Source organism: Leptogranulimonas caecicola, from assembly GCF_023168405.1.
Taxonomy (GTDB): domain Bacteria; phylum Actinomycetota; class Coriobacteriia; order Coriobacteriales; family Atopobiaceae; genus Leptogranulimonas; species Leptogranulimonas caecicola.
In genome coordinates this window covers 1,469,200-1,491,733 of sequence record NZ_AP025285.1, presented here as the reverse complement: position 1 = coordinate 1,491,733, position 22,534 = coordinate 1,469,200, and the positions used below count along the sequence as shown (strand labels likewise).

Sequence of the window (22,534 nt, the reverse complement as noted above, 5' to 3'; positions counted from 1 at the left end):
TTGAGCTATGCCAATTCCTTGTGTGGCTTTTGTCCAGCTTTTTTCCCTGCATATCACAAAATTATGCAAAAGGGTGCATAGAAGATGAAATAGTGATGCTCTAAAAGACCCCGAGCCTTCTTAAAGGGCCATAGATTTAGAGATTGAAAGCATAACTTGGTCGCTTTCTAGCTGGGCTAAGAGCGCGGTGAGGTCGGTGGCTACCGAGAAGATCTCTGCATTGGTGGCTGCCTGGGCTCCCTTACGCAGGGCGTCCAAAACTTTTTGGGTGGGCGCTTTAGGTATTTGATGGGATTCTAAAATGCGCGGCGTCTCCAGGATCATGCGCCCGGCCTCGTCAGGATCGTCGAGGGAGGCGACAAGCCCTGAGAGAAAGACGGCCGAGAGCGCCGCCACCGGCGTGGGATAGGTGGTGGCCATGGCCAGGCAGGCCACCGCCAGTTCGGTGTCTTCCAGAGCCATAGCCGCCGAGTTCAACAGATGATAGGCCTGGGCGGCCGCCCCCGGGTCATAAGTGGAAGCCAGAAGGTCTGTGAGCGTTTGGGCTGCCATGGCGCCGTCGCCCAGTTCCAGATAGGCCCTGGCCACTTGCAGCTGGGCTGGCGGGTAGAGCGGGGCGAGGTCCCTGGCGTCGAGCGCCCACAGCAGCGCCTGGTCGTGGCGGCCCTGCTGGCTCTCCAGCAGGCTCAAGGCCAGCTGCCCCCGGAGATGGGAGAGCGGCGCCAAATGGGGCGCAGGCTCCAAGTCGCCATAAAACTGGTTGTAAAGGCTGCGCTCGGCGTAGTTGGCGAAACAGCGCCAGGGACGCCCGTCGTCCACCGCAGCCTCTAAAGATGCCTGGTGTTCTTTGAGCTGCCGAGAAAGGCGTGCCACCAAAGCCGGGATCCCTTCCTGCTGCAGCGAGCCCATGGCGTGCCCCAGCATCTGCTCCACGGGGTCCGGGCTGGTAAAGTCTGCCAGCACCTCCCAGCCGTTGGTCACGTCGAGCTCGCCCTCTACCAGGTGTTGGGCCACGCGGGTGCGCGCCTGGGCCACCGTGGGCTCGGGATGTTGGCCGCCAAGCGCCAGCACTTGGGAGACGGCATCTTGGCAGCGAGGCCCCAAGCTGGGCAGGATCCGCTCCATCAGCGAGGAGCGCAGCTGGCTTTCATCGATGCTTAGCTCCGCCACTTCCTGGGCCTTGAGAGGCCCTTGATAGCTGGCAGGTATTTCTCGGCAGGAATACTCAGGGCGCTGGGTGCGCCAGGCGGGGGAGAGCTGAGGGTCCTCCAAAGAGAAGCCGGCATCTACTGGCGTGCATTGGGCGCCGTCCCAACCCACGGTGCCCCCTAGGCGGCAAAAGAAGTCGATGCCGTCTTGAGAGGAGCTTAAATGAGCTTCTTTCATCTGCCTGCGGGAGAGCTTGGCCCACAGGAGGCAGGAGTGGCCCTGAGGGTTGTCTACATAGCCCTGCACCCACACAAAGGAAAGCTGAGGGCAGAGGGCGAAGGCCAGCGAGGCGCAGGTGAGCGCTTCTTTGCAGCAAAGGTCCAAGGAGGCTTGGGTGCGCATGGAGGCAGTGGCGCTCACCTGGCGGTCAAGATCGAACGACCAACGGCGCGAGGCCATGACCTCGGGATCTGTGGCAGGAATGGCAAAGGCGGCGAGGCCTGCCTGGAGGTTCAGGCGAAATTGGGCCTCGAAGGGATAGGGGGTGCACAGGCGCTCCAAGCCCCAAGCGATGGCATGGCGGGCGTCCCACTCGCGGTAGGCGCCTTCTTGGGCTGCCGGGTCGACGAGGGCGCGCAACTGTCGCTGGGGCATGGCTTCCAGGTAAGTGGCGGCCTGCAAGAGCTGCTCCAAGGTAGGGGAGGGGCTGTTTTTGCAATGGTGATGCGCCATGAGCAGCCGGTTGAGGGCGGCGGTGAGGCGTTGGGCCGCCACCTCATAGCTGAAGGGGTAGGCGGCCAGGTCTATGCGGTAGCCCACCAGATGCCGGGTAGGCTGGGCCACGAAGCGCAGGGGTATGGGCTGTGAAGCCGCCTCGAGCAGCTTGGCATCCTCCAGCTCTTGAGCCAAGAAACGCTCGTAGGCGCTGGGGGCGCTGGCGTGCTCGGGATTTTCAAAGAGACCGTCTGCCTTAGCCTCGCGGGTGCGGATGTCTCCCAGGGCATCTTTCAAAAAGGTCAGGGGCTCTGCGGCTTGTAGCAGCTGCTGGAAGAAAGAGGTGAGGTCGAAGGAGTCCTCTTGGAGTGCGGGCGCCCCTTCCAGAAGCTCTTGGACCCTGTGCAGCGCCAGGGGGTCAAGCGCCTGGGCGCCACCTGATGATGCGTTGGGGACAGGTTGGCCAGAGAGCCGCGCCCTATAGAAGAGCGCCGCGCCGCCCAAGAGGATGCCAAGGATGGCCAGAGACCAAAAGGCCAGAGGGGCGACAGCCCCATGAGAAGGGGTCGAGGCATTGGCACAGCCCACAAAACCCATAAGACACAGGAAGGCTCCAAAGGCGCACAGGCGGCTTTTGAAGTCGTTCAATGCGTGAGATGCGGGAACGTGCGGCTTCATGGCTCCCTCCCTTCAGGTCAGCGTGGCGCTTCTCAGTATAGGAGAAGTGCCGCTGAGCCGCCTTTTTGCGGGTTGTGCCAAGTTTTCCTTGCATTGAGAGAGGGCAAGGACTAGATTATCTGTGAGCATATGAGCAGATGCACATATGCTCACAAAACTAGCTGCCCGGCAGCCTGGCTGCTCGTGCCCATTGTTCTCGAGGAGACCCTATGAGCGATTCTCAACTCCCCCTCACCCCGCCGACTCCTTTGGCGCAGCCCCTGGAGCTTTCGGATCTTCTGGGCGATGAAGAGGTGGTCTATACCGCCACTCAAATCTTCGACGCCCTCTCTGACTACACGCGCTTCCAAATCTTGTCGGCGCTCATGGTGGGGGAGCGGTCAGTGGGGGAGCTGCAGGAGATTTGCTCGGTGTCTCAATCGGCCATCTCTCATCAGCTGCGCCTTCTGCGGGATCGAGGACTGGTGACTCAGCGCCGCGAGGGCCAACGATCCATCTACGCGCTGGCAGACGACCATGTGGCCATGCTCATCGCTGTGGGCTTGGAGCACGCCAATGAGATGAAGATCGGAGCGTAGGTTATGAGTGTGAACACATCTTCCCAGCCCAGCGAGCTGGAGGCTCAGGCGTGCGAAGCTGCTAAGGCCTGCGATCTAGAGGCTCACGAAGAACGGCATTGCTCGGACGGGTCATGCGCAGGCGAGCACGGAGGCCACCATCACCACCATCAGGCAGCGCCCGCTCGCGAGCTTCAAGAAGAGCCCACCTTCATCTTCAAAGTGCTGGATATGGACTGCCCTAGCTGTGCCAAAGCGGTGGAAAACGCCGTGAGGGTGACCCCTGGGGTCAAAGACGCCAGTGTGAACTACGCCACAGCCACCCTGGCAGTGGTGGCCGATCCTGCCGCCCTTCCAGTGGATGTGGAGCGCGCCGTGCTCTCCTGCGTGCGCTCCTGCGGAGAAGACTTGGAGCTTACCCAAGCTCAGGCAGACCGCCTGGATGCCGAGCGCTCCTGGTTTGAGACCCATCGCGAGCTGGCATTGATGGCAGCCTCTGGCGCTGGCATTCTGGGCGGTCTTGTTGCCGAGTATGGCTTTGCTGCCTCGCTGGCCGCTCTTGGCTGCTATTTGGCGGCCGCTCTGGCGGGCCTGGCTTTTGTAGGGCCCATGGCCGTCGCCAGCCTGCGCCGCCACACCGCAGATATGAACCTGCTCATGGGCATCGCAGTGGCCGGGGCCCTCGTCATGGGCTTTGTCCAGTGGGCTTACGGCAACCTAGACCTGGATGTCTTTAGAGACGGCGCCGTGGTCATCTTCTTGGACCAGATCGGCGAGTGGCTCGAAGGCTGGTCCATGCGCAAGACCCGTGGCTCGGTGGAGTCGCTGGCGCAGCTGGCGCCCGATATCGCCCATGTGGTGCGTCCCGACGGCACCACCAAGGATGTGGAGCTTGATCAGGTCGAGGAGGGCGAGGTCGTCCGAGTGCTTCCCGGCGAGCGCGTTCCCCTGGACGGCACCGTCATTGCGGGCGCTTCCAGCTTTGATGAAGCGCCGGTGACCGGCGAGTCTGTGCCTCAGGACAAAGGCGAGGGGGCAGAGGTCTTTGGAGGCACCCTCAACACCATCGCTGCGGTGGATGTGCGCGTCACCTCCGACGCCGACTGCGGCACGCTGGCCCGCATCATCTCCCAGGTCCAGGGCGCCCAGGCCGAGAAGGCCCCCTATGAGGCCTTCGTAGATCGCTTTGCTGCCGTCTACACCCCGGCAGTGGTGGCCATCGCCTGCGCGGTGGGCCTAGGGGTCCCTGTGTGCCTTAGCGTGGTGGCTGCTCTTCTCGGCATGCCTATGCCCGACTGGTCTGCCTGGATCTGGCGCGCCCTTACCCTGCTGGTGATCGCCTGCCCCTGCGCGCTGGTGATCTCTACGCCGGTGTCTTTTGTGTCGGCCATCAGCCGCGCTGCCCATTTGGGTGTGCTGGTCAAGGGCGGCGCCTACTTTGACATTGGATCCAAGGTGGACGCCATCGCCTTTGACAAGACCGGCACGCTGACTCAGGGCGAGCCTGCACTGGTGTCGGTGGCGGTGCTGAGCGAGAGGGTGTCGCGCCAGCGTCTGCTGGCCTTGGCAGCGGCGCTGGAGGCCAACTCCACCCATCCCTTGGCTCAAGCTGTGGTGAAGGCCGCCAAAGACGAGGGTGCGCCCACGCTGGTGGCCGCCCAGGTGGCCGAGAAGGCCGGCAACGGCATGACGGGGCAGGTAGAGGGCTTGGAACTCTCCGTTGGCAAACCGGCTTTCGCCGCCGAGCAGGGGGCGCTGAGCGACGAGGCGCAGGCTGCCGTCAAGGCTGCAGCTGCTCAGGGCGCTACGGCGCTGGTAGTGAGGTCTCCCCAGGAGCTTCTGGGCGTCATTGGCCTGGCAGACTCGGTGCGCTCCACCACTCCGGCTGCGCTTCAGGCGCTGGCCCATGATGGCATTCGCACCCAGGTGATGCTCACCGGCGACAGCGCTCAAGTGGCCCAGGTGGTGGCTAAGGGTCTGGGCGAGGTTCAGGTGGCCGCCGAGCTGCTGCCCGCCGACAAGGTTCAGGCCATCAAGGGGCTGCAGGCTCAGGACCACGTGGTGGCCATGGTGGGTGACGGTATCAACGACGCCCCGGCGCTGGCCAGCGCCAACCTGGGCATCACCATGGGCGCCGCTGCCTCTGACACGGCGCTGGAGGTGGCAGATGTGGCCCTTATGGCAGGGGATCTCTCCCAGCTACCTGCGTTCTTTAGGCTGTCTAGGCGCACCATGGCGGTGGTGCGCGAGAACATCTTCTTTGCTATCGCGGTGAAGGCGACGGTGCTGGTGCTCGCAGTGATGGGCTTGGCGGGCATGGGGGCTGCCATCTTTGCCGACACCGGCGTGGCGCTTTTGGTGGTTCTTAACGGAATGCGTCTTATGTGCGCCTGGGACACCCGCTTCTAGGCTTCGAGGGCTACTCTTAAGGAGCTGTCTGTCACCCTAAGGCAAGGAGAGCTCTGTTGAAGCGCACCGCTGCCGCCCCGCTTACCTCTTATTTGGATGCCAAGCGTCCTCACCACATGGGCGTGGCCTGGCATGAATACCTCACCAATCCCGACGCCCTTGCCCCTGAGGCGACGTTGGATGACAAGGTCTCTGTGATATTGCGCACCGGTCAGCTGACCCTCTCTTCGGGGGACTCGGCCTGGCGGGTGCGCGACTTCATGAACCGGGTGGCCCATGTGCTGGGGGTCACTGTCCATGCGGATATCTCCCTGGTAAACATCGAGGCTACCTGCATACAGGGGGATCAGTCCATCACCGAGGTGGTGGCCAATGCGCAGGCTGGCGTCAACACCGAGCGCGTGCTCTATCTTGAGCACTATATCCATGAGGTGGAGGCCTTGGGCCCCGAGCTTGCCATCGGCGCCTTCCATGACCTGTTGGACGTCATCGAGTCCAGGCCCCCGGCGCGCACTACCTGGCAGAGCGGCCTTGCCTCAGGCATCGCCTGCGGCTCCTTCGTCTTCTTGCTGGGCGGCGACCTTATTCAGATGGGCGGCGCGGCTCTGGGCGCCGGCTTTGGCCAGTACGTGCGCAAGCGCTTGGGTGAGCGCCATGTCAACCAGTTTGTCTGCGTGGCGGCTGCAGTGGCGGTCTCCTGCATCATCTATTTCCTCTGGCTTTTGGCGTTGAGCCTGGGGCTTCCTGACGCCTTCTCCCATGAGGAAGGCTATATTGGCGCACTACTCTTCGTGATTCCAGGATTCCCCCTCATCACCTCGGGCTTCGACCTCTTCCAGTTCGAGATGCGAAGCGGCATCGAGCGGCTGGCCTACGCGCTCTCCATCATCCTCACCGGAACGGCCATGGGGCTTTTGGTGGCCATGGCGGTACAGCTTTCCCCAGCCGACTTCCAGCCTCAGGGCTTAGGCCCTCTCGCCCTTACGCTCCTGCGGCTGGTCTTTTCCTTTTTGGGAGTCTATGGCTTCTCGGTCATGTTCAATTCCACCCCCCAAATGTGCTTCACTGCAGCCTGCATAGGCGCGCTGGCCAACACGACGCGCCTCTCGCTCACCAGCTTTGGCGCATGGCCGCCCGAGGCGGCGGCATTTATCGGCGCCTTTGTGGCCGGGCTTTTGGCAGCCGTCTGCAACAAGCGGCATGCCATTCCTCGCACCGCCATCACCGTGCCTTCCATCGTCATCATGGTTCCCGGGCTCTACATGTATCGCGCGGTCTACTACATGGGCGTGGCCCAAGCCACCGACGCCATCGACTGGCTTATCCGCGCCGCCATCATCGTAGTCTTTTTGCCCATTGGCCTTTTGGCTGCCCGCGTCTTGACCGACGAGCGCTGGAGGTGCAGCTCATGACCCATCCCTACACGCATCTTGACTCCCAGCCTCAGGCTGCCGAGAAGCGTGCGCCTGTGCCGGCTGACGCTTTTGGGTCGGATGACCGGTTGTACGCAACCGGCAGCGCCGATGCCGCGACAGCGCCCGGCCTGCCCGGCGAGGATGACCCCAAGCAACGTCTCTACCGCCTTTTTGGCCCTGAGGCCCTCGGGCGCCTGGCTGCAAGTCGAGTGGCGGTCTTTGGCCTAGGCGGTGTGGGTTCTTGGTGCATGGAGGCTCTGGCCCGCGGCGGCGTGGGCGCTCTGGTGCTGGTAGACGGCGACCAAGTGGCGCTCTCCAATATCAACCGCCAGGCCATCGCCTTTCGCGACACGGTGGGCCAGCGCAAGGTGGCGGCTGCAGCTCAGCTGGTGCGGCGCATAGACCCTGCCCTCCAGCTGCAACTCTATGACCGATTTGTGCTCTCAGAAGACGTCCCGGCCCTTTTGGACGAGATAGGACCCGTCGACTACGTGGCCGACTGCATCGACTCCATCGCCACCAAGTTGGCCTTGGCCCAGGCCGCCCAAGACCGAGGCTTCGCTCTCATAAGCTCGGCCGGGGGCGCCAACAAGGTCTGCCCCGAGTTGGTCCAGGTGGCAGACATCACCCGCACCGTGAATGACCCCATCTGCCGCATCCTGCGCAAAGAGTGTCGCAAACGGGGCATTCGGCGCCTGCAGATGGTCTACACCCCCGAACAGCCCGTCCCAGTGCCCATGGCTCCCGGCGCCACCCGCAAAGAGCGTACCAACCTGGGCACCAGCTCATTCGTGCCGCCGATCATGGGGATGACCATGGCGGGTGCCATCATCCGCCAGCTCACCGGGATCGACTCATGAATATGCGAGCCGCCCGTCTCACAAAACCCAGCTATGCCTCGCCCGCATCGCCCTCTGTGCCTGCCTCGCCGGCCCGCGTCTTTGCGCTGGCCGCGCGCCCCTTTTGCGCCCCTGCTGCCGAGAAGGGCGCGTCTCAGCAATATGGAGCAGCTGCCGAGGCGGGGGTTTCTCGGCAAGGCAGCCAAGATGCTTCTTTGCATAACGCCGCGCCTCTTGTGGACATGCACCTGCATCTGGATTGGTATGGCGATCCTGGGGCATTCGCCCGGGGGTTGAGTGCGCGCGGTGCGGGCTGCTTGGGCTGCACGGTGGAGCCTTGCGGCTATGAGATGCTGACGCCGCTGGTGGCCGGCGTCGAGCGGGTGCATCCGGCCCTGGGGCTGCATCCCTGGTATATGGGGGAGAAGCTGGTCTTGCTGCGCAAGCTGGATGCCTTTTGCCAGCTGGCGCAAGAGACGCGCTTTATTGGCGAGGTGGGGCTGGACTTTGGCAAGGCGCACCGGGAGAGCGCGGAGCGGCAGCGGGCGGCTTTTGCCCGGGTGTGCGAGGCGGTGCAGCCGGGCTCGGTGATGTCGATCCACAGCGTGCACTCGGCATCTGCGGTGCTCGATGTGCTGGAGGCCAGCGGCCGCCTGGCCGACTGCACCTGCATCTTCCACTGGTTTAGCGGCACTTCCAAAGAGCTGGCGAGGGCCCGGGAGGCAGGGTGCTTTTTCTCGGTGGGGCCTTTCATGCTCAAGAGCCGTCGAGGCAGGGAGTACGCTCGCCAGATTCCCGCAGCGCAGCTGCTGCTGGAGAGCGACTTGCCAGAGTGCCCTGGCACTCCAGGCGATGCGGCTGCCCATGCGGCGTTGCTGGAAGAGACGCGGCACGCCATTGCAGAGCTCAAGGGGTTGTAAGGCTTGGCGATTCCCATGGGGGTTGGCGGAGGCGCTTGTGCATGTGTGTTCGTCCGTCTTGCTCGCGCGCTTTCCGCGCGAGCAGGGCATAGGGACTCGTTATTAGTGGAGTTAGGTGCACTGGGGTTTTATAAAACCCCAGTGCAGTCGAGGGTGGTAATAACGAGAAACTCATGTTACGCGTTGTTTTTCGGGCTAGAACCATGCAAGAGAGGCTCTAATAACGAGAATCATGGGCGGACTAGGCTGCGAGCGGCCACAGTGAGGTGGTGGCTGAGGATCCAGCATGCTCATAAGCGCTGTGAGCAAGTGACTCGCTTTGTGAGCAAGTGACTCCGCAGAAAGACCTGCGGCCAGCACGTGAGGAAGCTTTTCAAAAAGCGGTGCAGGTACCAAAAAGGCCACCATTGGCCCTATATACTAAATAACTGTACAATTTAGGAAAAATATACGTAACAGGTGTCACAATAATACGTCATAAAATTCAAAATATGATGAAATACAATTTCATAATTCTATGAATGAAGACTGGCAAACAGTGTCCTAATGTCCAAGGGCGCTACTTGAAAAGCAGGTGTAATAGGACCAGTCGAAAGCCAAGATGTCCCCAAAAAATCTTGATGCATCACAAGGTAAACATGGAATAATCATGCTTTAGACCAGCAAAGCCGCTAGGCTCAACCGTCACAAAAAGAAAATGTTGCGCAATAGTGCGAAGTTTAATTATTGCCCCAAAGATATCGATAGCCATATATTAAGGTATAAGTATGCTGAAACGCAGCTATAAACGGGCTATATACATCTACGGAGGTAGAAATGAAACGCAAGGGACTGGCGACGAAGATCTTTGCCTGGCTGCTCTCCTTTGTGATGGCGCTCACTCTGGTGCCTGTGGCGCCGCAGCCGGCGTTGGCGGAGAATGGCGCCAGAAGCGTCTCTGCGCAAGCGGACAGCGATGATCTTCAGTTTAAAGAAGGCCACATCAAGGTTTCGGGCAAGGTGACCGTAGCCTCGGACAAGCAGCTGGTCCAAGACCTCAAGTGGACCTTCCCCTTTGAGAATCCGCTGCGCCCGGGCGAGGGCATCGCAGACCCTGGCCGCCCCTACAAATACATCATCTGGCAGTCGAAGAAGGCTACCAGCTCCAATGCCTGGAGCGCCTGGGAATCCAGAAGCGCCTACAGCGATTCCAACAAGATCCGCGTGCTCAATGTGGCGCCCAACGGCGCCTCTACGGCTTATCTCAAAAACTGGATGAACACTCCTACCACAGATCCCACCACTGGCCAGCGCGTGACGGTGGGCCGCGACCTTATGGACATCACGGCCATCACCTTGGCCGACTACAACGCCAACCCCAACGGCTATCTCATGGAAACCGTGAAGGATGCCCAAGGAAACGACATTCAGCAGTACAAGTACGACGTCATCATGTTTGGCACTTACGATGCCAACGCCGGCGGCGACCTCAATGCTGCCTCCCGCGATGCCACTGTGGCTTTTGCCAAGCATGGCGGCGGCCTCATGTTTGGCCACGACACCATCACCGGCTCATCCTCATCTACCTCCGATCCCTATGCCGACAACGCTTCCAAGCAACTGCACCACCCCTACTTCAACCGCTTCGCCCGCGAGGATTTCCTGGATATCTTCCCCGGGCAGGGCGGCACCACCTACATGCTCAACAACTGCAAGGTCATCGACACGGGCTTTTTGACCTCGCGTCCCTGGGACCTCAACGGCAAAACGCTTTCCATTCCCACCACCCATGTGTTGGGGCAAAGGGTGCTGGCCGGCTCCAATGCTCGCGTGTGGATGCAGATGAGCGATGGCGCAGGCAATGTGCAGGGGATCCGTTTCACGCAGGGCAATGGCACCGACAACTACTATCTGGTCACCAATGGCTCAAACGCCATGATCCAAACCGGCCATTCCAACGGATCGGCTACAGAAGACGAGTGCAAGGTCTTCGCCAACACACTGCTCTACATCGCCCAGGGCTCGCGCTACACCTCTGGCTCCGACCTCTCCTTTGCCGATGAGGACGCTCCCTCTGCCGCCAACGCCTCCCTGCGCCGAGTGAATCTCACTCCCGATGGGTGGCACTACTCGGCCACGCTCAATTTGCGCGGCTCGGTGGATGCGGGCACCCAGTTTGCCTACAAGATCCAGGGCATTCCCCAGGCAACCTTGCAAAACGCCCCCGAGTATGTGGAGGTGTGGAGCGATCCTGAGACCCTCGATGACGCCCCTGCCGATAAAACCGCCTCCCTGGTGCAGACAGCCCTCTCTGGTCTGCGTGGTTACTATGTGCGGGCAGTGGACACAAACAAGGATCCTGAGGCTATCACCAAGTCCCAGGTGAACGCCTCTCAGATCATTTCTGCTTCCAATAGCACCGACACGGTGACCTATACCTCGGCTCAGAACCTGAATCTGGATACTCAGTACTACGCCCATGTCTATGCCGTTGATTGGGCAGGTAACGTGAGTGGCGACATGGTGGTGCCCATCCAGGTGTTGGAACGTCGAGCCCACTTCCATCGCAACGAGGACGGGACCTCCGAGCCGGCGACCGCTGATGACGAGGCCCAGTCCCTCTTTACCAACAACCACATCATTGCCAGTTACCCCGACGACCCCGTGCGCGAGGGTTACCGCTTTGACGGCTGGTACCTTAACAACGCAGGTACCGGAGAGAAGATTGTGCCTGAGGGAACCTACCCGCCTTCTGGCGCAGACACCAAAGAGCCCTTCCACGTCTACGCCAAGTGGGTGAAGACTTGGGATCTCTTGGTGAGCCAAAAGGGCAACGGCACCACCAGCATCCAGGTGGAGGGCCAAGACCCTGCGCCTATCGACAGCCAGGCCCATACCTATGACACGGGCACCAAGCTCTCGGTGAACCTCAAGGCAGCCGAGGGCGGCTCAATCGGTGCTGTCTGGCTGGACGACGAGCTGCTGGACCCAGCACGATATGCCGGAGGCACCCTGAACCTTGGGGCGCTGGAGGCAAGCCATCATGTGGTGGTGGAGTACTTGTCGGCACCGGTGGATCCTGTGGACTACGCTCAGGTGGCCACCAAGCTTACCGGCGATGCAGGCAGCTCCACCATCACCAAGTCCACCATTGTGGCCACCGACGACAGCGGGGCATCCAACTATAAGGTGGAGTGGAAGCTCGATTCCACCCGTGAGCTGGAGATGATCTACATCGATGGCGTGGAGCGCCCGGATCTGGTAGCGGCAGGGGCAACCTCGGTCACCTTCTCCCAGGTGGACCGCGACCACGAGGTCGAGGTGAAGCTCAAGCCAACGGGCACTTCCAGCTCGGAGGGAGATCACCAGGTGGCCACACGCCTCACAGGAGGTCCTGGTACGGTGAGCCCCACGGTGCGCGTCGCTGATGGCGAGGGCACCACGGTCACCGCAGCCATCGACCCTGAGTACGCCTCATCCTATGACATCAAACAAGAAAACATCACCGTCACCGACGCCGACGGCGCCAAGGTGAACCCCACAAGCATCACGGTGCAAGATGACGGTTCGGTGGCTATCGAGCTGCCTGCCGGCTCCAAGGACTGTACGGTGGAGGTCAAGCTCACGCCCAAGGATCAAGCGGGAAACGTCACCCTTTCCGAGGAGGAGCAGATTTCCATCGACACCCGGGTGACAGGCCAGGGGACCATCACGCCCTCGGCCATCGTCAAGCGCGGCAGCGATTACCCCGTGGAGTGGGAACCTGCCGAAGGCTGGATGCTCCAAGGCGTGACCATCGACACGGTTCGTTCCTTCTATCCCGAGCGCTCCCTGGCCGATCGCCTGTCCACCAAGGAGACCGACGTCTCACAGAGCCAGAACCTGCTGCGTTCCATGCTCAAGATGGCCTCGCCCGAGTGCCTGAGCTCCCTTCTGGCCGACGGCCCTGGCGATCCCGCTGTCAGCGAGGACCCTGTGGCTCCCAAGCCTGACGCGGTTATCGACGATACGGGCTCCTATCCCTTCTATAAGGTGGATCGCAATCACACCATCCATGCCACATTCGTGAAGGCCGATGTCATCACTACCAAGCCCGAGGACCACCAAGAAGACACGTGCCGCGTTGAGACTCAGATCGTGAGCGAGGGCCCCGGCTCCATCACCGCCAGCGCCAACGCACTGGCCAAGGGCTCAAACTACCCTGTATCCTGGGACGTTCCGGAGGGCTTCACCGTCACCGGTGTCTTTGTGAACGGTCAGGCTCGTCCCGACCTCCTTACCGCCGGCTCTGTGAGCTTGAACGACCTCCAGGCCGACGCCTCCGTCAAAGTAGTGGTCGAGAAGACCCGCGCCGGCTCCGGCCTCAAGGTCAAGGAGCTTCCCGATGGGATCGCGGCCTTTGTCTACAATGGCACCCAGCCGGGCTCCAAGGTGCTCTCCACGTTGGAATCGCTCAATGAGAACGAGGCTGCCGCCTGGGCGACTTCCCTTGCCGAGAAACACAACCGCTCCTTCCTGGGGTGGACCACTACGCCGGAAGCCCCGGTGCTCCTGACCACCAACGACGTGCTCTCTCAGGGCTATACCACGGTCTATCCCGTCTTTGGAGCCTCTGCCCACAAGGGTGCGCCTTCCAACACGCCCAGCGGCCCCGCAGACCCGGAAAACCCGGATAATCCTGACAACCCAGACGATCCCAGCGATCCTGACAACCCTGGCGGCCCGGACGATCCCGATAACCCCAGCGACCCAGATTCGCCCGACAAGCCCGTCGATCCTGAGAGCGAGCCGATAGACCCGGATACGCCCAACGTCACCCCCACGCACGACCCCACCATCGATCCTTCCAAGGAGGGTGACACCTTTATCACCAAGGTGCTGCGCAACCTCACCCATCCTCGCGGCGTGAACCGCATCGGCGACACGGTGCGCTACTACATCACCGCACAAAACAACCGCCTCACCAACTGGCAAAACGTGACGGTTTCTGATCCTCTGCCGGTGGGTGTGGTGCCCCAGGCAGGAACCATGAAGCTCATCGTGCGCGATCTTGCCAACTTGGAGGGCGGCACTGCATTGGCGGTACCCGACAGCGCCTATGACGCTGCTACTCGTCGTGTGACTTACAGCTTGGGCGACGTGGCGCCTGGCACCGCTAAAACCTTGGTGTTCGACGCTTCGCTTACCACCGACGCTCTCCAGGACCAGCCTTTGGGCACCCCGGTGCAAAACAGCGCCAGCGTGTTGGGCACCACCGACGGCACTCGCACGCCTGAAGATCCCAGCCACCCCGATGACCCCGATCTTCCTGACGTCCCTGCAGGCCCCACCGGCGGTCTCACCACCGACGTAGTGCTGCCTGACGACGGTGCCGTCCACTGGGCGTCGCCAGACATCTCCATCATCAAGGACGCACAGAACCTCACGGCCCTCGGTGCCCCCATTACCCGCGTGGGCGACCGCCTGGCTTATGCCATCGAGCTCAAGACCACCAAGGATGACTCCGCCATCGAGAACGGCCTTATCACCGACACCCTTCCCGAAGGTCTCGAGATCGACCTTTCCACCCTCAAGCTCCAAATCAAGGAGGGCGAGCCCTTCTCGGTAGCCCCTGAAGCCTACGACCCTGAGACCCGCACCTTGAGCGTTACCTGCGGCACCCTCATGAAGGGCGAGGTCGCAAAGCTCACCTTTGAGGCCACTGTCACCCAGGCAGCTCACGGGCTCATGATCCCCAATGTGGCGGTGGGCACAAACTTGCTGGTAGGACCCAATGACACGGTGAAGCCCGGCGACCCCTGGACCGATCCTGTTCCTCGCGGTGGCACTGAGTCTCAAGAGGCGTTCCCCGGCGAGCAGGACTCCACGCATCCGGTGGTGTGGGCAGATCCTCAGCTCTCGCTCGAAAAGACTGCCGAGAACCTCACTCATACCGATGAGTGGTATCTGGGTGACAAGGTGGGCTATACCGTCAAGCTAGTAAATACCCTGGACATGTCTATGAGCTTCGACACGCTACTGGTAGACGTCATGAGTGATGGGCTCGAGCTGGATACCTCTTCGCTCAAGCTCATGCTTCCCGACGGCACTACGGAGCCGCTGGCTATGAGCGACGTGGAGTTTGACCGCGCGACCAACACCCTGCGTGTGCCGGTGGGCGATCTTGCCGGTGGTCAGCAGGTGACCTTGACCTACGAGGCTGCCATCCGCGAGCCCTCCATGCCTGGCAAGATCGTCAACAGCGTCTCGGCGGTGGGCTCGGGCGAAGCTGGCTCCCTTGCTCCCGGTGAAGGTGCTGCCGCCACCGAGATCGAGGCCAAGGCTACTGCCACTGCCACTATCGTGTACCCGGTGAACGGGCGCTTCGGCCGCTTGGGCCGCATGGGCGACGAACCTGTCTTCTGGGGTGCGCTGGTGCTTTTAGCTGCGGGTGCCACCACTACCCTGGTTTACCTGCGTAGGCGTCGCGCCTAGTTGCCCTAGACGGGAGCGGTGTCGAGCTTGAAATGACGCTAAGCTCGCACCGTTCGCACCGTTAAAAGCCCTCTTGACCCTGGCGGGCCAAGAGGGCTTTTATGCAGAGCACATGCTGGGTTTTCCTTTGTTCCACAGTGTTTGAGAGAACGCAGAGAATGTGGGAGTAGTGGGCGTTGAGAAATGTGGGAGTAGTGGGCGTTGAGAAATAAGGCTGCCATGTGACATTGACTGGTCGCTTTGACAGCCGGCATGCTGCTTTGGCAGCCGGCTCGTTATTATCGCGATTTCTGCACTGGGGTCTTGTAAAACCCCAGTGCAACTAGACGCACTAATAACGAGAAGGCGCCAATATCCTGCTGCCCCTTAGGCAAAACCATGCAAAAACGGCTCTAATAACGAGAATCCCTTCGCCTAGTCTCACGATTGATGCCGGGAACAGGCAAGGGCGGCAAAAGCAGCAAGGGCCGCAGGCGCAGCGGTCCCCTTCGCATGAGTTAGATCTTGTGGAACACCAGTCCGCTTCGCAGCTTGGGCTCGAACCAGGTGGACTTGGGAGGCATCAGCTCTCCGGCGTCGGCGACGGCCATGAGCTGCTCTACTGAAGTGGGCCAACAGGCAATGGCCACGCCCTTCTCGGCAGCGGCGTCCTCCAGTGCGCCCAAGCCCCGAATGCCTCCCACAAACTCGATGCGCGGGTCTTCTCGGGGGTCGCCAATAGACAGGATGGGCGCCAGAATCTCGGCCTGCAATCGAGCCACATCCAACGAATCCGCCGCCCCCAGCGCACCGCGGCGCGCCACAAGCTCAGGGGTGGGGAAGAGCTCGTACCAGTGGCCGTCGGTATAAAGGGTGAAATTTCCCTGCCGAGAAGGACTTGCCGCCTCAGCCCGCGGCTCTAGGGTGTACCCGGCGTCCTCGACGGCAGCGAGCAGCTGGGCGGGGGTGAGCCCGGCGCGGTCGGCTACCACGCGGTTGTACGCCAGGATGGAGAGCTCGGAGGCGGGGAACAGCACAGCTATGAAGGCATCGGCATCGTCGGCGGCGTCGGGGTCGCCGGCGTGGCGCTGGGCCACCTTCACTGCCGAGGCCCCGCGATGATGCCCGTCGGCGATATAGGCGCACTCCAGCGCTCCGGCAGCCGTAGAAAGCTGTCCCAGCATCCAGGGATCGTCCACGCGCCAAAGGCGGTTGCGCACCCCCTCGTCGTCCACGAAGTCTGCCCAGGGCTCGCCTGCGCTGGCCGCATCCAACAGCTCTTCCAGCGAGCCGTCCTCGCGCTCGTCGTCATAGGCCAAAAAGACCGGGCCTGTTTGGGCGCCCACGGCCTCGATGTGGGCAATGCGGTCGTTCTCCTTGACCACCCGGGTGTTCTCGTGGCGCTTCACCCGATCTTCCAGGTAGTCGGCGACACCTACCACGCACACCAGGCCCCGCTGGGAGCGCTCGCCATCTTCCAGCTGGTAGATGTAGTAGTGGGGCTCGGCATCTTGGACGTAGTCGCCAGATTCCATGGCTGCCGAGAAAAGCTCCTGCGCCCGCTGGTAGACCTCAGGTGCGTAGGGGTCCTTATCGGCTGGGAACCCGGTTTCTGCAGGCAGGTCGATGGCCAAGAAGCTCTTGGGGTGGGCGGCCACGGCGTCGCGGGCCTCCTGGGGGGTCACCACGTCGTAGGGCAAGGCGGCTACCTGGGCCATGAGGTCTGGGCGGGGATGGATGGCGGCAAAGGGTCGGATGTCCATGGGACCTCCCGGTGAGCAAGGGACGTGAGAGAAGAAAAGCGGCGCGCCGAGAAGGACACGCCGCCGCTACCTGCGAGTTTGGGCTACTGGATGACGCGCACGCGCCACATGTTGGGGATGGAGCGTAGACGCTCGATGATCTGGGGCTCCAGGTGCTCGTCGGTGTCAAACATGGTGTAGGCGGCGCGGCCGGAGTTCTCGTTGGTCATGCGCTGCACATTGGCCGAGGCGTCAGCCAGGATGGCGGTGATCTGGCCAATCATGTTGGGCACGTTGGCGTGGAGGCAGGCGATGCGGCTGGCGCCGCGGCAGGTGCCCATATGGCACTCAGGGAAGTTCACCGAGTTGGTGATGTTGCCGTTGGCCAGATAGTCGCACATCTCGTCCACGGCCATGCGGGCGCAGGAGGCCTCGGCCTCCACGGTGCCGGCGCCGGAGTGCGGGGTCACCAGCGTGCGGGGCATGTGGAGCGACTTGGGGGTGGCGAAGTCGGTGAAGAATTGCTTCACCTGGCCGGATGCCAATGCAGCCTCCATGGCGTCCTCGTCGATGATGTCCTCGCGGGCATAGTTGAGCACCACCGCGCCGGGGTTCAAGAGAGCCAGCTGCTCGGCGCCTATCATGCCCACGGTGTCCTCTTTGCGGGGCACGTGCACGGTGAGGTAGTCGCACTCGCGGCAGAGCTCGTCTAGGTCGTTGATGGGGGTGACGTCGCGATAGAGCTGCCAGGCGTGGTCTACCGAGAGGTAGGGATCGTAGCCGTAGACCTTCATGCCTAAGTCCACACAGGCGTTGGCCACCTTGGAGCCTACGGCGCCCAGGCCCACTACGCCGATCTTTCTGCCTTTGACCTCGCGCCCCACAAAGGCTTTCTTGTGGGCCTCGGCCTCGGCGTAGGCGTTGGGGTCGTCCTCGTGGGCACGGCACCATTGCATGCCGCCCAGCACGTCGCGGGAGCCCATCATAAGCAAGCCTATAACCAGCTCTTTCACGGCGTTGGAGTTGGCTCCTGGGGTGTTGAACACCACAATGCCCCGCTCTGCCAACTCGGCATGAGGGATGTTGTTGACGCCGGCTCCCGCGCGGGCGATGCAGCGGATGGAGGCGGGCATCTCCATGCCGTGGATGTCGGTGGAGCGCATGAGGATGGCGTCTGCCCCCTCGACGTCGCTGGTGATCTCGTAGCCCTCGCCAATGGTGGTGAGGCCGTCTTTTACAATGTCATCGATGATCTTGATGGTGCGCATGGGACTCCTTAGAGGTGGGTGTGCGTGAGGCGGGCAAGCGATGGGATGGGCGGCCCGGTGGCGGAAGCGGCGTCTTGGGGATGCCGAGACGAACGCGCCCTCTCAACAAGGCGGCCCTAGAAAGATCGTGAGCCGTGGGCCAGCTCGAACGATTTCATGAAGCCTGCTAAGGCATCCACCGCCTCCGGAGTGACGGCGTTGTAGATGGAGGCGCGGATGCCTCCCACCAAACGATGACCCTTGAGCCCCATCAAGCCCTGGCCGGCCGCTTCCTGGCAGAAGGCGGCGTCGAGCTCAGGCGTGGGAGTGCGGAAGCATACGTTGGCGATGGAGCGGGAGTCGCGCTGGGCGGTGCCACGGTAGAAGTCAGAATCGTCAAGGGCGCCATACAACGTGTCTGCCTTGGCCTGATTGTACTGGCCCATGGCCTCAAGGCCACCTTGGGCTTGCACCCATTCAAAGACCTTGGAGCACAGGTAGATGCCAAAGGTGTTGGGGGTATTAAGCATGGAGCCTTTGGCCAGCTGCTTGGAAAAGTCAAGGTAGGTGGGGCAGTAGGGACTTGCCGGGCCAAACTCCACCAAGTCGCGGCGCACACAGATCACGGTGACGCCGGCAGGCCCCGCATTCTTTTGGGCGCCGGCGTAAAACAGGCCGTAGCGCTCGCAATTCAGCGGCAGTGAGAGGAAGCAGCTGGAGACGTCGGCCACTAGCGGCGTTGTGCCCGTGCGAGGCAGCTCATGGTACATGGTGCCAAAAATGGTGTTGTTCTGGCAGATGTAGGTGTAGTCAAGCCCCGCGCTCTTGGCCTCGATGGTGCCCAGGGCAGGAATGCGGTCGAAATGGGTCTCTGCGCTGGAGGCCAAGCATTCTGCGACGCCGTACTTCTCGGCTTCAAGCCAGGCGCTCTCTGCAAAATGCCCCGACACAATGTAGCCCGCGCGCCCTGCAGCCATGAGGTTCATGGGGATGGCGGCGAACTGGAGCGTGGCGCCTCCCTGCAAGAAGAGCACTCCGTAGGAATCGGGAATGCCAACCAGGGAGCGCAAGTTATTCTCGGCAGCGTCGATGACCTCCTGGTAGGCAGCCGACCTGTGGCTCATCTCCAGCACCGACATGCCTGAGCTCGCATAATCCAGAAACTCCCGCTGGGCTTCCTGGAGCACGGAGACCGGCATTGCTGCGGGGCCGGCAGAGAAGTTGTAGACGCGAGCCATAGCGAATCCTTCCTGTGCCAAGGCATGCTCGTCTCTTGAGAGCGAAGCATGGGGCCGTCGCGTTAGCTCACTAGCATAGACGGGCCCTATGTCGAGGAGGTAACGGCATTCTGCACCCCGGCTTGAGGGTGGGCGTCGCGTGCGTCGGGTAAGCTACAAGGGACCTTAAAGGAGGAGTCATGATCGTAGGAACCAGCCGCGCTGCCGACCTTGCCGCCAATGCAGAGGTGATCCTCTTCGATTTCGACGGGACTATCGCCAACACGCCCGACGGCATCCGATTCACCGCCGTCAATACCTTACGCTCTCTGGGGTGGTCCGATGAGCGCATTGGCGACGTGAACCGTCTCATTGGCCCTCCCTTCCCTGCTGCCTTCTCGCAGGTGTACGGTGTCGACGCCCAAGAAGCCGAGAAGATCACCCATCTCTACCGGGAAACCTATAAACAGCTAGGGCCTGAGGCCTGCATGCCTTATCCAGGAATCCCTGAGCTGCTGGAGCATCTGGCAGCCGCTGGCAAGCCTATGGGCCTTGCCACCTGCAAGCAAGAGCAGCTGGCCTGCTCCATGGCGCGCGCCCAAGGGCTTGACGGCTACTTCTCCCAGGTGGTGGCCAATCAGCCGGGACAAAGCATCGACAAGGTGCAGATTGTTGCGGGTGCTCTTCAGGCGTTCGACGTGAGGCCCCGCGAGGCGGTGATGATCGGCGACAGGGCAGACGACGTTCGTGGCGCCCAGGCCAATGGAGTCACTTCCATTGGAGTCACCTGGGGCGCCGGCGATGCGAGCGAGTTGAGAGATGCAGGGGCTGACCTTCTGGTGGATACTCCGTCAGAACTTGAAGAAGTGTTGTTGGGCCCTTAGTTGGGTACGTAAACTTGAATATGTGGATAGGGCCTTGCGCTGTGGCGCAAACTTCACAGTTAGGAGTTCAAGATGGCAGACAATCAAAAGAACGGCCTTGGCGACCTCGTGCACAACGCGTTTCTGGCAGGCGTAGGGGCTGCCGCCATCGTAGGCGAGAAGGCTGGCCAGGTGGTAGACGACCTGGTAAAGAAGGGCGAGCTTACCGTTCAGCAGGGCAAGGTGGTAAACGAGGAGCTTTCTCAGAAGGCTTCCGATGCCGTCTCCGAGACCGTCCAGGCTACCGTGAAGAGCACCCTCAAGACCATGTCCCCTGAGCAGCGCCAGAAGTTCATGGATGCCATGCAGGAGGCATTGGACGAGGTCAACGCTTCTGAGGCCGAGGAACCTGCGCCCACTGCTGCCGGCGTTGACGCCATGGAGTCTGAGGGTGGCGTAGATCCTGCCCAGGGCACCCCTACGGCAGAAGAGGTCGACGCCGTTGAGGCAGACGTGGTCGAGACCCCGGACGAGAAGTAAGAGAACCCCTACAAGGATCAATGATCAATGGCTGAAGACTCCCGCAAAATCTCGTTGCCTGAAGGTGTGGTGGCCCAAGACCTAGATTCCACCGGGTCCCAGGAGGTCCTTCTCGGCATTTTTGGCGAAAGGACCGTGAGCACCGGCGACCTTTCGAGAGGCGCCCGCCGCAAGCGCTTGCGGGAGATCTTTGGCATTTTGCGCAAGTACGACGTGGTAAAGGGGCTTACACCCCAAAAATTCGTGTCTATGCTGGAGGATCTGGGTCCCACCTTTGTGAAGGCGGGCCAGATCCTCTCTATGCGCTCGGAGATTTTGCCCGAGCCCTTTTGCAAGGAGCTTGAGAAGCTCCGCACCGACGTGGAGCCCATGACTTACACCACGGTGCTCGAGGTGCTGGAGCACGAGTACAAAAAGCCGGTCGCAGAGCTTTTTGAAGTCATTGACGAGAAACCCTTGGGCTCCGCCTCGATAGCCCAGGTGCACAGGGCGCGCCTGACCACCGGTCAGGATGTGGCACTCAAGGTGCAGCGTCCGCGCGTGCGCGAAGTCATGGGGCAGGACATCGAAATCATGCGCACGGTGGTGCGCCATCTGTCGCCTTTTATGGGCGGCGATCAGTTTGTGGATCTCAAAAGCGTGGTGAGCGAGCTTTGGGACTCCTTTAACGAGGAGACCGACTTTTTGGTGGAGGCTAAGAACCTTCAGGAGTATCGGTCCAACAATGCGGAGATTCGCTACGTGACTGCTCCCAAGCCCTATCCAGAGCTGTGTACCCAGCATGTGCTGGTGATGGACTATATCGATGGCATCTCCATCTCCGACCCCCGTGCCATTGTCTCTGCAGGCTACGACCTCACAGAGATCGGCACCAAGCTGGTGGACAACTACGCCAAGCAGGTACTGGATGACGGCTTTTTCCATGCGGATCCCCATCCCGGCAATGTAATGGTGGCCCATAAGAAAATCGTGTTCATCGACTGGGGCATGGCAGGTCATCTCTCAAGCTATTACCGCTCCATTTTGCGTTCCATGCTGCTGGCAGTGGCTTCCCATGATTCTGCGAGCTTGGAGCGGGGTCTGATCGAGCTCTCAGAAAACCACAGCTTGGATATCGACCATGCAGCCCTATTGGCCGAGCTGGACAATATCTTGGACACCTACGGCACCATGGATTTGAGCGATTTGGATCTAGGGGCGTTCCTAAGCGACCTTATTGGACTGGCGCGCCGCTATGCCATCGAGCTTCCGGGTGCCATGACCATGATTGCTCGAGGGTTGGTGACCCTCGAAGGTGTCATCGACGAGTTCTTGCCAGGCGTCTCGATGATCGAGATCATTGAGCACCACCTCAAAGATACCCAAGATGTCCAGCAGATGGCAGCAGAGGAGCTCAAAGAGCTGGCCTTGCAAAGCCGCAAGGCGCTCCATGGCACGCTGGAGGCGCTGTCTCAGGCCGGCCTTGTGACCGACATGCTTACCCGGGGCGAGCTCAAAATGAACCTGGACTTCTCGGGCTCCCAGGATCCCATTGAGGACCTGTCCCACATCGCAGACCGCCTTACTATGGGCATTATTATCGCAGGCCTGCTCATTGGATCGTCCATCGTGTATTTTGCAGGCGCTTCATTCATCATCATGGGTGTGCCGCTTTTGGGCTTTTTGGGCTACCTTTTGGCCATTGGCCTCTCGATCTACATGGTGCGCGATATCCTCAAACACGACAAAAAGCGGCGCAAGTAGCTGCGATATGCGTTAAACGCGCATGACAATCGGAAGCTTGCGAATAAATTCTTACGCTGATTGGCCTCA

At 61.3% G+C, this 22,534-nt stretch carries 13 protein-coding genes; 9 read left to right on the top strand and 4 right to left on the bottom strand.

All coding sequences use genetic code 11. The features are described from left to right. Window positions 1–120: 120 nt before the first annotated feature. Entirely contained in the window at window positions 121–2,541 is a 2,421-nt protein-coding gene (locus tag OR601_RS06650; RefSeq protein WP_265591449.1) for a tetratricopeptide repeat protein, read from the bottom strand. 209 nt (window positions 2,542–2,750) lie between these two features. On the opposite strand from OR601_RS06650, the gene OR601_RS06645 reads away from it, so the two are divergent. The 6 genes from OR601_RS06645 to OR601_RS06620 all read left to right on the top strand — a co-directional run bounded on the left by OR601_RS06645 (window position 2,751) and on the right by OR601_RS06620 (window position 15,134). Next, a complete protein-coding gene (locus tag OR601_RS06645; RefSeq protein WP_136012105.1) occupies window positions 2,751–3,119 on the top strand; it encodes an ArsR/SmtB family transcription factor in 369 nt (122 codons plus the stop codon). A 3-nt stretch (window positions 3,120–3,122) separates the two neighbouring features. After that, the gene (locus tag OR601_RS06640; protein WP_265591448.1) at window positions 3,123–5,507 is read left to right on the top strand and encodes a heavy metal translocating P-type ATPase; all 2,385 of its coding nucleotides are present in this window, start codon (window positions 3,123–3,125) and stop codon (window positions 5,505–5,507) included. 56 nt (window positions 5,508–5,563) lie between these two features. Further along, window positions 5,564–6,919 carry a threonine/serine exporter family protein gene (locus OR601_RS06635; RefSeq protein WP_265591447.1) on the top strand — a complete coding sequence of 452 codons (1,356 nt, stop codon included), beginning with the start codon at window positions 5,564–5,566 and terminating at the stop codon, window positions 6,917–6,919. Beyond that, the gene (locus tag OR601_RS06630) at window positions 6,916–7,782 is read left to right on the top strand and encodes a tRNA threonylcarbamoyladenosine dehydratase (RefSeq protein WP_136012108.1); all 867 of its coding nucleotides are present in this window, start codon (window positions 6,916–6,918) and stop codon (window positions 7,780–7,782) included. Before OR601_RS06635 ends, OR601_RS06630 begins: the two co-directional genes overlap by 4 nt. Next, window positions 7,779–8,681 (top strand): TatD family hydrolase, encoded by a 903-nt coding sequence (locus OR601_RS06625; protein ID WP_265591446.1) that lies wholly within the window; start codon window positions 7,779–7,781, stop codon window positions 8,679–8,681. Before OR601_RS06630 ends, OR601_RS06625 begins: the two co-directional genes overlap by 4 nt. An 816-nt stretch (window positions 8,682–9,497) precedes the next feature. Continuing rightward, complete coding sequence (locus OR601_RS06620; RefSeq protein WP_265591445.1) at window positions 9,498–15,134, top strand: InlB B-repeat-containing protein; 5,637 nt, start codon at window positions 9,498–9,500, stop codon at window positions 15,132–15,134. Between the two features lie 497 nt (window positions 15,135–15,631). Here the strand turns inward: OR601_RS06620 and OR601_RS06615 are convergent, their stop codons facing one another. The 3 genes from OR601_RS06615 to serC all read right to left on the bottom strand — a co-directional run bounded on the left by OR601_RS06615 (window position 15,632) and on the right by serC (window position 19,340). Further along, window positions 15,632–16,876 carry a DUF1015 domain-containing protein gene (locus OR601_RS06615; RefSeq protein ID WP_265591444.1) on the bottom strand — a complete coding sequence of 415 codons (1,245 nt, stop codon included), beginning with the start codon at window positions 16,874–16,876 and terminating at the stop codon, window positions 15,632–15,634. A gap of 83 nt (window positions 16,877–16,959) precedes the next feature. Then, window positions 16,960–18,123: a phosphoglycerate dehydrogenase gene (locus tag OR601_RS06610; RefSeq protein ID WP_265591443.1), complete on the bottom strand. Its 1,164-nt coding sequence runs from the start codon at window positions 18,121–18,123 to the stop codon at window positions 16,960–16,962. Between the two features lie 116 nt (window positions 18,124–18,239). Continuing rightward, complete coding sequence (serC, locus tag OR601_RS06605; RefSeq protein ID WP_265591442.1) at window positions 18,240–19,340, bottom strand: 3-phosphoserine/phosphohydroxythreonine transaminase; 1,101 nt, start codon at window positions 19,338–19,340, stop codon at window positions 18,240–18,242. Window positions 19,341–19,519: 179 nt separating this feature from the next. Here serC and OR601_RS06600 point away from each other — a divergent pair, with 179 nt between their 5' ends. The 3 genes from OR601_RS06600 to OR601_RS06590 all read left to right on the top strand — a co-directional run bounded on the left by OR601_RS06600 (window position 19,520) and on the right by OR601_RS06590 (window position 22,465). Then, window positions 19,520–20,203, top strand: coding sequence for an HAD family hydrolase (locus OR601_RS06600; protein WP_265591441.1), 684 nt, complete (start codon window positions 19,520–19,522; stop codon window positions 20,201–20,203). Window positions 20,204–20,275: 72 nt separating this feature from the next. Then, entirely contained in the window at window positions 20,276–20,722 is a 447-nt protein-coding gene (locus OR601_RS06595; RefSeq protein ID WP_136013000.1) for a phasin family protein, read from the top strand. Between the two features lie 27 nt (window positions 20,723–20,749). Continuing rightward, the gene (locus OR601_RS06590; RefSeq protein WP_265591440.1) at window positions 20,750–22,465 is read left to right on the top strand and encodes an ABC1 kinase family protein; all 1,716 of its coding nucleotides are present in this window, start codon (window positions 20,750–20,752) and stop codon (window positions 22,463–22,465) included. The last annotated feature ends 69 nt before the right edge of the window (window positions 22,466–22,534 follow it).

Bases quoted from the DNA above. Each gene is read 5' to 3' on its own strand.
- OR601_RS06650 (WP_265591449.1), bottom strand. From the start codon at position 2,541: ATGAAGCCGCACGTTCCCGCATCTCACGCATTGAACGACTTCAAAAGC.
- OR601_RS06620 (WP_265591445.1), top strand. From the start codon at position 9,498: ATGAAACGCAAGGGACTGGCGACGAAGATCTTTGCCTGGCTGCTCTCC.
- OR601_RS06625 (WP_265591446.1), top strand. From the start codon at position 7,779: ATGAATATGCGAGCCGCCCGTCTCACAAAACCCAGCTATGCCTCGCCC.
- OR601_RS06590 (WP_265591440.1), top strand. From the start codon at position 20,750: ATGGCTGAAGACTCCCGCAAAATCTCGTTGCCTGAAGGTGTGGTGGCC.
- serC (WP_265591442.1), bottom strand. From the start codon at position 19,340: ATGGCTCGCGTCTACAACTTCTCTGCCGGCCCCGCAGCAATGCCGGTC.
- OR601_RS06640 (WP_265591448.1), top strand. From the start codon at position 3,123: ATGAGTGTGAACACATCTTCCCAGCCCAGCGAGCTGGAGGCTCAGGCG.
- OR601_RS06615 (WP_265591444.1), bottom strand. From the start codon at position 16,876: ATGGACATCCGACCCTTTGCCGCCATCCATCCCCGCCCAGACCTCATG.
- OR601_RS06645 (WP_136012105.1), top strand. From the start codon at position 2,751: ATGAGCGATTCTCAACTCCCCCTCACCCCGCCGACTCCTTTGGCGCAG.
- OR601_RS06600 (WP_265591441.1), top strand. From the start codon at position 19,520: ATGATCGTAGGAACCAGCCGCGCTGCCGACCTTGCCGCCAATGCAGAG.
- OR601_RS06595 (WP_136013000.1), top strand. From the start codon at position 20,276: ATGGCAGACAATCAAAAGAACGGCCTTGGCGACCTCGTGCACAACGCG.
- OR601_RS06610 (WP_265591443.1), bottom strand. From the start codon at position 18,123: ATGCGCACCATCAAGATCATCGATGACATTGTAAAAGACGGCCTCACC.
- OR601_RS06630 (WP_136012108.1), top strand. From the start codon at position 6,916: ATGACCCATCCCTACACGCATCTTGACTCCCAGCCTCAGGCTGCCGAG.